This window comes from Mesorhizobium sp. P2_E10 (genome assembly GCF_056404235.1).
On record NZ_JBFUEK010000001.1, the window covers coordinates 642,107 to 654,010 of the forward strand.

The 11,904-nt window shown below is 63.1% G+C and carries 10 protein-coding genes; 4 read left to right on the forward strand and 6 right to left on the reverse strand.

Annotation, left to right across the window (positions count from 1 at the left end):
* The first annotated feature begins 96 nt into the window (after positions 1-96).
* Positions 97-2,376 (forward strand): NADP-dependent malic enzyme, encoded by a 2,280-nt coding sequence (locus AC1D0N_RS03165; RefSeq protein WP_477241289.1) that lies wholly within the window; start codon positions 97-99, stop codon positions 2,374-2,376.
* 264 nt (positions 2,377-2,640) lie between these two features.
* Positions 2,641-3,714: a diguanylate cyclase domain-containing protein gene (locus tag AC1D0N_RS03170; RefSeq protein WP_477241291.1), complete on the forward strand. Its 1,074-nt coding sequence runs from the start codon at positions 2,641-2,643 to the stop codon at positions 3,712-3,714.
* An 85-nt stretch (positions 3,715-3,799) separates the two neighbouring features.
* Here the strand turns inward: AC1D0N_RS03170 and AC1D0N_RS03175 are convergent, their stop codons facing one another.
* The 3 genes from AC1D0N_RS03175 to AC1D0N_RS03185 form a co-directional block, all read right to left on the reverse strand.
* Positions 3,800-4,885 (reverse strand): porin, encoded by a 1,086-nt coding sequence (locus AC1D0N_RS03175; protein ID WP_477241293.1) that lies wholly within the window; start codon positions 4,883-4,885, stop codon positions 3,800-3,802.
* Between the two features lie 370 nt (positions 4,886-5,255).
* Positions 5,256-5,960 (reverse strand): antitoxin Xre/MbcA/ParS-like domain-containing protein, encoded by a 705-nt coding sequence (locus AC1D0N_RS03180; protein WP_477241295.1) that lies wholly within the window; start codon positions 5,958-5,960, stop codon positions 5,256-5,258.
* 255 nt (positions 5,961-6,215) lie between these two features.
* The gene (locus tag AC1D0N_RS03185; RefSeq protein ID WP_477241297.1) at positions 6,216-7,208 is read right to left on the reverse strand and encodes an adenosine kinase; all 993 of its coding nucleotides are present in this window, start codon (positions 7,206-7,208) and stop codon (positions 6,216-6,218) included.
* Between the two features lie 201 nt (positions 7,209-7,409).
* On the opposite strand from AC1D0N_RS03185, the gene AC1D0N_RS03190 reads away from it, so the two are divergent.
* The gene (locus AC1D0N_RS03190) at positions 7,410-8,312 is read left to right on the forward strand and encodes a DMT family transporter (RefSeq protein WP_477241299.1); all 903 of its coding nucleotides are present in this window, start codon (positions 7,410-7,412) and stop codon (positions 8,310-8,312) included.
* Between the two features lie 172 nt (positions 8,313-8,484).
* The gene (locus AC1D0N_RS03195; RefSeq protein ID WP_477241301.1) at positions 8,485-9,195 is read left to right on the forward strand and encodes a sulfate transporter family protein; all 711 of its coding nucleotides are present in this window, start codon (positions 8,485-8,487) and stop codon (positions 9,193-9,195) included.
* Between the two features lie 8 nt (positions 9,196-9,203).
* Here the strand turns inward: AC1D0N_RS03195 and AC1D0N_RS03200 are convergent, their stop codons facing one another.
* The 3 genes from AC1D0N_RS03200 to AC1D0N_RS03210 form a co-directional block, all read right to left on the reverse strand.
* Positions 9,204-10,202, reverse strand: a complete 999-nt coding sequence (locus tag AC1D0N_RS03200; protein ID WP_477241303.1) for a proline racemase family protein — start codon at positions 10,200-10,202, stop codon at positions 9,204-9,206.
* A gap of 15 nt (positions 10,203-10,217) precedes the next feature.
* Positions 10,218-11,021 (reverse strand): isocitrate lyase/PEP mutase family protein, encoded by an 804-nt coding sequence (locus AC1D0N_RS03205; RefSeq protein WP_477241305.1) that lies wholly within the window; start codon positions 11,019-11,021, stop codon positions 10,218-10,220.
* Between the two features lie 79 nt (positions 11,022-11,100).
* Positions 11,101-11,808 carry a hypothetical protein gene (locus AC1D0N_RS03210; protein ID WP_477241307.1) on the reverse strand — a complete coding sequence of 236 codons (708 nt, stop codon included), beginning with the start codon at positions 11,806-11,808 and terminating at the stop codon, positions 11,101-11,103.
* Positions 11,809-11,904 lie beyond the last annotated feature (96 nt).

Genomic DNA, 11,904 nt, shown 5'->3' on the forward strand with positions numbered 1-11,904 from the left:
TTGTCGGTTTACAGCGGCGGCGTGTAGCCTTAGGGAACTTTAAAAAACACGCGCCCGTCTCAAGGGTGCCGCATGGGCGAGGAAATCAAAAGCATCATGGCCAGGAAAACCGAAAACAACGGTCCCTCCGTCAGCGCGCAGGAAGCGCTGGAGTTCCACTCCATGGGCCGCCCCGGCAAGCTGGAGGTCGTCGCCACCAAGCCGATGGCAACGCAGCGCGATTTGAGCCTCGCCTATTCGCCGGGTGTCGCGGTTCCTGTCCTGGCCATCGCCGAGGACCCCAGCCGCGCCTTCGACTATACGACGCGCGGCAATATGGTCGCCGTCATTTCCAATGGCACCGCCATTCTCGGCCTCGGCAATCTCGGCGCGCTGGCTTCCAAGCCGGTGATGGAAGGCAAGGCGGTGCTGTTCAAGCGCTTTGCCGATGTCGATTCCATTGATCTGGAAGTCGACACCGAGGATGCCGACGAGTTCATCAACTGCGTGCGCTTTCTCGGCCCGTCCTTCGGCGGCATCAACCTCGAGGACATCAAGGCGCCGGAGTGCTTCATCATCGAGCAGCGGCTGCGCGAGCTGATGGACATCCCGGTCTTCCACGACGACCAGCACGGCACCGCCATCATCTCGGCCGCCGGCCTGATCAACGCGCTGGAAATCACCGGCCGCGACATGAAGACCACCAAAATGGTCTGCAACGGCGCCGGCGCCGCCGGCATCGCCTGCATCGAGCTGATGAAGGCGATGGGCTTTGCCCCCGACAACATCATCCTGTGCGACACCAAGGGCGTGGTCTACCAAGGCCGCACCGAGGGCATGAACCAGTGGAAGTCGGCGCATGCGGTCAAGACCGACACGCGCTCGCTGGCCGAGGCGCTCGATGGCGCCGATGTCTTCCTCGGCCTCTCCGCCAAGGGCGCGCTGACCACCGCCATGGTGCAGTCGATGGCCAAGAACCCGATCATCTTCGCCATGGCCAACCCCGATCCGGAAATCACGCCCGAGGAAGTGGCCGAGATCCGCACCGACGCCATCATGGCCACCGGGCGTTCTGATTACCCCAATCAGGTCAACAACGTGCTCGGTTTCCCCTATATCTTCCGCGGCGCGCTGGATGTACGCGCCACCACCATCAATGACGACATGAAGATCGCCGCCGCCCGTGCGCTCGCCGAACTGGCGCGCAAGGACGTGCCCGACGATGTCGCCGCCGCCTATCAGGGCAACCGGCCGAAATTCGGCCCCAACTACATCATTCCGGTGCCGTTCGATCCGCGCTTGATCTCGGCCATCCCGATCGCGGTGGCAAAGGCTGCGATGGAAAGCGGCGTCGCCCGCAAGCCGATCCTCGATCTCGACCGCTACCAGCAGGAGCTGTCCGCTCGTCGCGATCCGATCGCCTCGACCTTGCAGCGCATCTACGACCGCGTGCGTCGCCAGCCCAAGCGCATCGTCTTCGCCGAGGGCGAGGAGGAGCAGGTCATGCGCGCCGCCGTCTCCTATGTGAATCAGCGGCTCGGCACCGCCATCCTGCTCGGCCGCGACGATGTCATCAAGGAAAACGCCCGGAACGCCGGCATAGAACTCGACAAGCAAGGCATCGAGATCATCAATGCGAGGCTGTCGCGCCGCAACGGCATCTACACCGACTATCTCTACGAGCGCATGCAGCGCAAAGGTTTTCTGTTCCGCGATTGCCAGCGCCTGATCAACAACGACCGCAACCACTTCGCCGCCTGCATGGTGGCGCTGGGCGATGCCGACGGCATCGTCACCGGCGTCACCCGCAACTATTCCACCGCGCTCGAGGACATCCGCCGCGTCATCGACGCGAGGCCGGGCCATTGTGTCATCGGTGTCTCGATCGTGCTCGCGCGCGGCCGCACTGTGCTCGTTGCCGACACTGCCGTGCATGATATGCCCAATGCCGAGCAGATCGCCGACATTGCCGAGGAAGCCGCCGGCTTTGCCCGCCGCATGGGCTACGAGCCGAGGCTGGCCATGCTCGCCTATTCCACCTTCGGCCATCCTCAGGGCGAACGCTCCGAGCGCGTCCAGGAAGCGGTGCGCATCCTCGACAAGCGCCGCGTCGATTTCGAGTATGATGGCGAAATGGCCGCCGACGTCGCGCTCAACGCCCGCGCCATGGCGCAATATCCCTTCATCCGCCTGACCGGCCCGGCCAATGTGCTGATCATGCCGGCCTTCCACTCGGCCTCGATCTCGACCAAGATGCTGCAGGAACTCGGCGGCTCGACCGTCATCGGCCCGCTGCTGGTCGGCCTCAACAAACCGGTGCAGATCGTCTCGCTCAACGCCAAGGATTCAGACATCGTCAACATGGCGGCCATCGCGGCGTATAGCGCGGGGGCTTGACGCCCGCGCTGCGGACGAAAAGCCGACGGTGAGCCCGCGAACGCTTTTCGAGTGAGGCAAGGCCCGAAGCCATAACGGAAGGCAGACTGACGAACGGCCGCCCCGGAGCGCCCAACCCCAGGAATCTCGCGATTCCAGCCGAATTGGTCGCAAATCGCCAATTTCCATAAGGGATTGATAATACTCGACTGCTATAGGGGACGTTCTTGCCCATGCCCTTACGGCATTCGGGCGCGCTCAGACCGCCAAAACGGGAGTGCGGCCATGAAGCATGACACGGTTTCAGTGGTCGGCCAGGGGGTCGTCCACGACGAGCGCCTGGATGCGCTGCTCAGCATCACCGGCCGCATGGACGGCTATCTCTACCGTTGCCGCAACGATTCCTCCTACACCATGCTCTACATCAGCGACGGCATTTTCACCGTCAGCGGCTATCGGCCGAGCGACTTCATTCACAACGCTGTGCGCGACTACGTCTCGGCGATCCACCCGGACGATCTCGCCGCTGTCTATGCCGCTGTCGACACCGCGCTTGCGGCGCGCTGCAACTGGAACGTCGACTACCGCATCGTGCCGCAGGCAGGCGAACCGCTCTGGGTCCGCGAGATCGGCGGCGGCGTCTGGGATGACGCCGGCGAACTCGAATTCCTCGAGGGTTTCGTCGTCGACATCAGCGATCGCAAGGTTGTCGAGGACCTCAATGCCGAACTGCTGCTCGAACTCAAGGCCGCCAACGAAGAGCTCTCCGTGCAAAAACGCGAGATCGAGCTGGCCAAGCAGCATAGCGACCACTCGGCCAACCACGATGCATTGACCGACCTGCCCAACCGCCGCGCCTTTCACAACGAACTGAGGTCGGTGATCGACCGCTGCGACAGTACCGGCCAGGCAGCCGGCCTGCTGTTCATCGATCTCGACAGGTTCAAGAAGGTCAACGACACGCTCGGCCACGAGGCGGGTGACGCGCTCCTGCTGGAGGTGTCGGGCCAGCTTCGCACGATCCTGCGCAGCGCCGATTTCGTGGCGCGGCTTGGCGGCGACGAGTTCGCCTTCCTGTTTTCGGGCGCGGCCGACCAGGCCCGTCAAAAAGCCGTGCGTGTCGCCGAACGCATCCTGGAGAAGCTGCGCATCAAGGTTCCGACGCCGACTGGCGCCATCCATGTCGGCTGCACGGTTGGCGTCGCCATCTATCCGTCGGAAGCGCCCGATTCGGAGGCGCTGATAACGCTCGCCGACCGGCTGATGTACATCGGCAAGAAAAGCGGCCGCAACCGCCTGGTCACCGCCGAGGCGTTGGAACTCGGGCCGACCTCCGACGACCTTCGCCGCACCGCCTGATCCCGCAGCGGGTCCACTGTCGTCCCTGAAATGAAACGGCCCGCAGCGACGTGCTGCGGGCCGTCTCTGTACAATCGGTAGGCTATTAGAACGAGCGCTGGAAGCGGAGGATGCCGCCGATCGCGTCGGAATTGCTCTTGTCGAAATTGTCGTAGTAGTCGGCTTCGGCGGTGATCGTGTAGCCAGGAACGATGGTGTAGGCGATGTTCGCCGCCACGGCGAAGTCCTTGGCATCGGTGTACGAGACTTGGGCGTTGAGCGCGGTCTTCTTGTTGATCGTGTAGGTGCCGCCGCCCCAGACGGCGAAGTTTCCGGTCCACGGCTTGTAGAAGTTCGTTGCCTTGTTGTCATCGGTGCCATAGCCGCCCATCACGAACAGCGTCAGGTCCGCGGTCGCCTTGACGTCAAGGCGGACCTTGCCGGCCCATTCTTCCCAGTTGCTGTTGTAGGCGCCGACCGCGGTGATCGAGCCCCAGTCGCCCTTGTACTTCACGCCGCCGACGATATGCGGAACATAGCTGTCGATGGTCTCGGCGCCCGAACCTTCTTCGAGCGAAGCCACCGCCGAGAAGCCGTCGCCGGCATCGAAGTAGTAGCTGATCAGGCCGGTGTCCTTGAGACCATAGGGGATGATGGTGTCCTGGACGACGTTGCCGGCGTAGCCGATGAACGAGTCATAGACGGTTTCGTCCTTACCGACGCGCAAGCCGCCAAGCTGGATCCAGGCGAAGTGCAGGTCGACGGCCTTGTTGCCGGCCTCGCTGAACACCACGCCGCCTTCCGTAACGTTGCTATTGCCCCAGTTGAAACGGGTCTCGGTATAGGTCTTCAAGGTGCCGAGTTCGGTTTCCTGGCCGGTCCACGTCTTCAAATTGAAGCGGGCGTTCTTGTTCCAGGTCTGCTGCTGGTCGCCGTCCATGCGGTCATGCGTCGTTGCGCCGTCCAGGACGCGGCCGGCGTCGCCAAAGCTGGCGTCATAGCGGATGTAGCCACCGATGCGCAGGCAGGTTTCGGTGCCGGGGATGTAGAAGTAACCGGCGCCGTAGACGTCGCAAATCTTGACGTATTCGGCCGGTTCCGGCTCGGCGACGACGACCGCGTCGGCGGCGCGTGCACCCGAAACTGCGATCAGGGCCGCAGCGGAGCCGAGAAGAAGGCTCTTGATGTTCATTTTCTGAATCTCCAGTCAGTCAAAGGGTCAAAACAGGTCGGGCGTCCTGCTCATTCGCAGCGTTTCTGCCCCATCCCCACCATCGAAAAAGACGCGCACCGCGCCGCTTCTTCGGCTTCGACATGACCGATGCGGCGGCAGCGTTCAACACAGATCGTGGCGAAAGAGTGTTTTATGGATTCTTCCAAAAGTATTGTTGCGTAAATGCCACGAAAATCGAAATAAGATGGGACAAGTGGCACATTTTGTACAAATTTATATGCCAAATGCGCGATCAAGCGACTCAAACAATATTACAGAATTATGAAACATTAGTTGGCTAATACGCCAGTGATCGGTTCTGTCCAAAACCTTGATTCCATGCCTGAAATCAGGCCAGGGAGGATCCTCGCGCGGCCTTCACAACATCCTGCACCATGTCCTGCTTGAGCATTTCAATCGGGATGCGGCCGCCGAGCTCGGGTGAAGGACGGTTCAGCCATGACCACGCAAGCCTTGGATTGGCGATCAGCGAAAGCACTTCGCTTATCCCGGGAGCTGGCCTGCCGTCGATGAACTGGGCGAGCGGAAAGACATGCTTGCGACCGCCCTTGCGCAAGGCAATAACTTCGTTGCGCCTTTGCCAGCGATGCAGCGTCGAGCGCGCTATGCGAAAATTCTCTTCCAGATAGGTCGAGCCGGCGACCTCGCCCGCCCAATCCTCGATCAGCAACGATTGAAGATCGTTGATTCGCTCGCGCTGCGAAGCGGGTTTCCGGCTGTCGATTGCCGACGCCAAGGTCGCGCTTTCATCCCGGCTATTCGCTGCGTCGCGGTGTGCGGCTGCTATTGTGTGGACGAACTCAGAGGCCAGGGCTCTCCATTCACCCTTATAGGAGCTGATCGCGCGCCGCTGTGCTTGCGGCAGGAAAGGCAGGCTGGCGGCGACGCTGCCGGCAAAGGCACTGGTTGAAACCAGGGTCTGTGTGTCAAGAGCGACGCCGTGCCGGATCAGCGCCTGTTGCACCGCTTCCGCCACCAGGCCTGCCAAGGCATCCTGCGAGATCCCATCCATCGGATTTTGAAATCTGGTCACGTATCTGCCTTGCGGGCCACGCGCTCTCTTCCCCAGCCGCGGCCAATTGAAATGGCTACAACAGGAAGCGGAAATGGCAACAACAGCAGACACAGCGACCCGACAGGTTGCTGTCTTGCACCGAACACCCCAACTGACTGTGGACGTCCCGAAATGTCAGTCGCGGGACGTCTCAGTTTGCATGTAGGTGCGATGTGTGACAGGCGCACGACAGATGGCGTCGTCTGACGCTCATCAGGGGTGACGCAGCCGGACCTAAAGCAGTCCGGCCAGTTGGGCCGCGCTGCGCAGATTCTGCCGCGGCCGTGGTCCGAGCTGCTGGATCACCAGTCCGGCGGCCAGCGAGCCGAGATCGCCGCAATCCTTCAGGCTGCGCCCCGTGGTGTAGCCGTAGAGGAAGCCGGCGGCATAGAGGTCGCCGGCGCCGGTGGTGTCGACCAGTTCGCGGATCGTCGTCGCCTGGATGGTGACGGTCTCGTCGCCGCGCACGATCACCGAACCTTTTTCGGAGCGCGTGACGGCGGCGATCTTGCAGTCCTTGCGAATAGCCTCCAGCGCCTCGTCGAAGGATTTGGTCTGGTAGAGCGACTTGATCTCGTGGCTGTTGGCAAAGACGATGTCGACGGTGCCCGAGCGCATCAGCTCGAGGAACTCGTCCCGGTAGCGGTCGACGCAGAACGAATCCGAGAGCGTCATCGACACTTCGCGCCCGGCGGCGTGCGCCAGCCGCGCGGTCTGGCGGATCGCCTCCTTGGCGCGCGGCGGATCCCACAGATAGCCCTCGAAATAGGTGACCTTTGCGCCGGATGCCTTGTCGGCCTCGACATCTTGCGGGCCGAGCTCGACGCAGGCGCCGAGATAGGTGTTCATCGAACGCTCGCCGTCGGGGGTAACGAAGATCATCGAGCGGGCCGTCGGCGGCTGGCCCTCAAGCGGCTTGGTGTCGAAGGCGACGCCTTGCGCATGGATGTCATGGGCATAGATCTCGCCGAGCGGGTCGTTCGACACCTTGCCGAAGAAGGCGGCGCGGCCGCCGAAGCTGGCGACGCCGGCCGCCGTGTTGCCGGCGCTGCCGCCGGAGGCTTCGATCGCCGGACCCATGCGGCTGTAGAGCAGTTCGGCGCGCCTGGTGTCGATCAGGTTCATCGCGCCCTTGATGATGCCGTTCGTCTCGAGAAACGCCTCGTCGCACTGGGCGATGATGTCGACAATGGCATTGCCGATGCAAAGAACGTCATAATCCGGCATCAATATCTCCGCCAATAACCCTGCCGGCTTTCTGCCACGCCGACCCGGCGCGGGTCTAGCGATTTGGCGCGGCTTTGCCTAGCCGACAAATACGGGGTCGCCCACGCTTCGAGGCGCAGCGACAATTCGACCGTGGCAGAAGCATTTCACCCCGGCGTTGCCTACAAGCATGTCGATCACTTCCGAAGGCGCCAACCAGCCATGCCCGCAAAAACCGATATGAAGACCGAGCTGGCGCTGCTCCTCGTGCTGGCGGTGCTGTGGGGGGCGTCCTACAGCTTCATCAAGATCGGCGTCGAGACGATCCCGCCGGTAACGCTGATCGCAGCCAGGACCTTGATCGCGGGCGGCATTCTTCTCGCCATCATCCGCTGGCGCGGCCTGGCCTTGCCGGGCGATGCGGCAAGCTGGCGCCGTTTTGCGTTCCAGGCCTGCCTCAACAGCGTCGTGCCGTTCACGCTGATCGCCGCGGCCGAGCGCTCGGTGGACGCGAGCCTGGCGACGATCCTGAATGCCACGTCGCCGATCTTCACCTTCCTGCTGACCGCCCTCATCACCCGCCACGAGCCGGTGACCATGCGCAAACTGTTCGGCGTCGGCGCCGGCATAGCCGGCATATGCCTGATCATCGGCACCCAGGCGCTTGGCGGCCTTGGCCATCAATTGTGGGCGCAGCTTGCCATCGTCGCGGCGACGATCTGCTATGCCGGTGCTGCCATTTTCGGCCGCAGCTTCAAAGGGCTCGATCCGATGCTGCCGGCCGCCGGCTCCATGCTTTGCGGCGCCGTCATGCTGGTCCCCTTGAGTCTCGTCTTCGACCGGCCATGGACATTGGCGCCCTCGACGGCGTCGATCCTGGCCTTGGTCGGCTTGTCGGTCTTTTCGACCGCACTGGCCTTCTGCATCTATTTCCGCCTCATCCACACGCTGGGCTCGGTCGGCACGACGTCGCAGGCCTATCTCAGAGTGCCGATCGGCGTCGGCATCGGCGCTCTATTTCTCGGCGAAAGCCTCGGTCCGACGGCATGGTGGGGAATGGCCTTTGTCGTCGCCGGCGTGGCGGCAATGACCATCCCTGCCAACAAGCCGGCGCTGGCGCGCTAGAGCATGATCCCGAAAAGTGGGAACCGGTTTTCGGAAAAGATCATGCTCAAACAAGGAAGCTAGAGCCCCATCCCGATTCCATCGGGATGGAACAGGCTCCAGGTTGCGCTTGCGGCTTGCCCGCTCTCCACCTATCTCGGAGGCGTTGCGTTCGACAAGGGTTGGAAACGCCGTGATTTTCGATGCCGCCCGCGCCGCCGCCAGCCGGCTGTTCTCGCCAGAACTGCGCTCGGTGTTCCTGAAGACGCTGGGGCTGACCCTGCTGGCGCTGGCAGCACTCTGGTTCAGCCTGACCAGCCTCGTGGAATGGCTGGCCCTGCCATGGCTCGAGGCAATGGTCCCTGGCCTGCCGTCCTGGGCCGGATGGCTGGGCGGCATCATTGCCGCCATCGCTCTTGCCTTCGGGATGGCGCTGCTCATCGCGCCGGTGACGGCGATCGTCGCCGGCCTGTTCCTTGACGATGTCGCCGAAGTGGTCGAGCGCACCGATTATCCCAGCGACCCGCCCGGCCGCGCCATGCCGGCATTGCGCTCGCTGGTGCTGGCTGTCAGGTTCTTCGGCGTCGTCATCCTGGGCAACCTTGTCGCCCTGCTGCTTCTGCTGGTGCCGGGCATCAACATCGCCGCCTTCTTCATCGTCAATGGCTACCTGCTCGGGCGTGAGTTCTTCGAATTCGCCGCCATGCGCTTTCGTCCGGAGGTCGACGCTCGCGCCTTGCGCAAGAAATACGCCGGCACGGTGTTTCTCGCCGGCCTGGTCATCGCCGCCTTCCTCGCCGTGCCGCTGCTCAACCTTTTGACGCCGCTGTTTGCCGCCGCCATGATGGTGCACCTGCACAAGGCGGTCTCGGCGCGCGAAGCAGCCCGCACTTCGCGGCGCTAGGCGTTTCTTCAGCGCAAGAGGAAGCCGCGTCCGAGCTCATCGTCGGGTTCGACGATGAATTCCGTCCGTCCTGAATAATAGGCGCGGCCGCCGACACGGGCGATGATGGCGTCATGCGGGCCGGTTTTCGCCGTCCGCACCACCGCGCCGGAAAAGCGCGAGCCGGCGATGCTCTCGAAGGTCCGTGTCTGGCCGATTTCGATCTCGCCTTTGGCATGCATTGCCGCCAGCCGTGCGGTGACGCCGGAACCGGTCGGCGAACGGTCGACTTCCGCCTCGGCGAAGACGCAGATGTTTTTGGTAGCCTCGCCGGAAAACGCATCCTTGCCGTCAGTCAGGATGGTGCCATAGAGGAAGGCAAGGTCGGCATGGTCGGGGTGTGACAGCGGAAACTCGGCCTTGAGTTTCCCCGTCAGCGCGGTTGCCGCATCGACGAAATCGCGCACCCAGTCGCGGCCGAATTGCAAGCCGAACTGGTGGCAGTTGGCCAGCGCGTAGAAGGCGCCGCCATAAGCGATGTCGAAGCTGATCGCGCCAAAACCCGGCAGCTCGATTGTCTGGTCGCGGGCGAGCAGAAAGGCCGGCACGCTTTCGAACGACACCGCACCCGCCTTGCCGTCCGTCACCTCTACCGAGGCGACGATCAGCCCGCAGGGCGCCTCGATGTTGACGGTCGTCACCGGCTCCTGCCGCGCAACCAGGCCTTCGTCGATGGCGTAGCGGCCGAGCGCGATGATGGCGTGGCCGCACATGGTCGAATAGCCTTCATTGTGCATGAACAGCACCGCGAGGTCGGCGCCGGGAAGATCGGGCTCGACCAGCAGCGCGCCATACATGTCATAATGGCCGCGCGGCTCGAAGATCAGGATTTTCCTGAGATGATCGAGGTGATCGCGCACATAGGCGCGCTTTTCCAGGATCGTGCCTTTGGGGGTGTCCGGGTAGCCAGCGGTGACGATCCTCAGCGGCTCGCCGCCGGTGTGCATGTCGACGACCTTGAGCGTCATGCGTTGAGGCCTGTTCTAACCTGAAGATTTGGAAAACAGCGCCTGCAATTTGCCGAACGGCATGGCGGCGCGGGTGAAGCCGAAAGTGCCGTCCTGCTGGATTTCGCGCGCCGCCGTCTCCAGCATGCCGAAAGCGAAATTAGCAAGCCATGGCCCGAGCGAGATGCGCTTGACCCCGACCATGGCCAGGTCGGCAATGGTGAAGCCGGGCATTGCCATGACATTGACCGGCCTGGTCACCGCCGAGCAGACGGCGCGCAACGTCTCGACGTCGCCGAGCCCCGGCGCGTAGAGTACATCGGCGCCTGCCTTCTCGAAGGCCTGCAGCCGCTTGATGGTGTCGTCGATATCGGGCTTGCCCCACAGGAAATTTTCGGCCCGTGCGGTGAAGACGAAATCATGCTTCAGCGCTCGTGCCGCCTCGACCGCCGCGGCGACACGCTCGACCGCATGCGAAAAATCATAGATCGGCTTGTCCGGGTCGCCGGTGTGGTCCTCGATCGAGCAGCCGGCAAGGCCAGCCGCTTCGGCGGCAAAAATGGTCTCGGCGGCGCTGGTCGGGCTGTCGCCCTTGCCTTTCTCGAGATCGGCCGAAACCGGCAGGCTGGTCGCCGCCGTCACGTCGCGGCAATGGTGGATCATCGCCTCGAACGTCACCGCGCCGTCTGGCAGGCCGCGCGAAAAGGCAAAGCCGGCGCTGGTCGTCGCCAGCGCCTTGAAGCCGAACGAGGCCAACAGCTTGGTCGTGCCGACATCCCACGGATTGGGCATGACGAAGGTCGAGGCGTGCAGGTCGCGAAAGATCTTGCCCTTGTCCATGAACGCGTCCCTTCATCTGTGGAATTGTGCGGCGGATTCTAGCGTGCCGAAATGCCCCGGGCAAACGAATGCGGTTGGCTCAGAAGCGTTTGGCGTTCTCTGCTGCCAATTTGTCCAGCGCGTCGGAATCCTTGACGTAGCGCGACGCTGCCTTGTCCCAGTGATAGGTGACGGAAATGGCGGTCGAGACGGCTGCGGGCGGCGTCTCGTCGCAGCTTTCTTCGCTCGGCAAGGTGGCGTCGGTCACCGTCACCTGGATGGCATTGCGGGGCTGGCCGTCGGCAATCGTCTGGAAAGCCGGTTCCTGCTGGCGGCGGTATGCGCACAGGTTCTCGTCGAAGGTAAAGATCATATCGATCAGTTCGAATTTGTCGTTCCGGATCATGATCAGCGGCGTGATGACATAGCCCTGGCTCGAATTGAAATGCGTGCTGGTGGTGATGAGCACGTCATCGCCGGCGTCGACGGACAGCTTGCCGGGTTCACGAAACGAGGTGCTGCGGTCGACGGCGACATTGACGGCGTCGAGCAGCGCCGGCTTGCCGGTGATGTCATACAGCGCCAGCACCGCATAGCCTTCGGCGCTGTCGGGGGAGTCGCCGAGGTCGAACAGCATGGCCAGCCGATCCTTGCCGCCAGCCTTGATGGCGAGCGCGTCGGCACCGGAAAAGCCCGTGGTGTTGGGTGGCGAGCCGCCGGAATCAGGACCCTCTATATGGCGCATCTCGATCGGCAATCCACCCCGGTAGAAGCCGTTACTGTCCCCGGTCAGGTCTGGAATGATCATCCGGGCGAGGTCGAGATAGGTGGCTTTCCCACCGGGGATGACGCTGCCGAGCTCAGGGTAGCCAACCTCTTGCGCGCTCGCCGCGGACCACAGGCA

Bases quoted from the DNA above. Each gene is read 5' to 3' on its own strand.
- AC1D0N_RS03165 (WP_477241289.1), top strand. From the start codon at position 97: ATGGCCAGGAAAACCGAAAACAACGGTCCCTCCGTCAGCGCGCAGGAA.
- AC1D0N_RS03170 (WP_477241291.1), top strand. From the start codon at position 2,641: ATGAAGCATGACACGGTTTCAGTGGTCGGCCAGGGGGTCGTCCACGAC.
- AC1D0N_RS03175 (WP_477241293.1), bottom strand. From the start codon at position 4,885: ATGAACATCAAGAGCCTTCTTCTCGGCTCCGCTGCGGCCCTGATCGCA.
- AC1D0N_RS03185 (WP_477241297.1), bottom strand. From the start codon at position 7,208: ATGCCGGATTATGACGTTCTTTGCATCGGCAATGCCATTGTCGACATC.
- AC1D0N_RS03190 (WP_477241299.1), top strand. From the start codon at position 7,410: ATGCCCGCAAAAACCGATATGAAGACCGAGCTGGCGCTGCTCCTCGTG.
- AC1D0N_RS03200 (WP_477241303.1), bottom strand. From the start codon at position 10,202: ATGACGCTCAAGGTCGTCGACATGCACACCGGCGGCGAGCCGCTGAGG.
- AC1D0N_RS03205 (WP_477241305.1), bottom strand. From the start codon at position 11,021: ATGGACAAGGGCAAGATCTTTCGCGACCTGCACGCCTCGACCTTCGTC.
- AC1D0N_RS03210 (WP_477241307.1), bottom strand. From the start codon at position 11,808: ATGATCATTCCAGACCTGACCGGGGACAGTAACGGCTTCTACCGGGGT.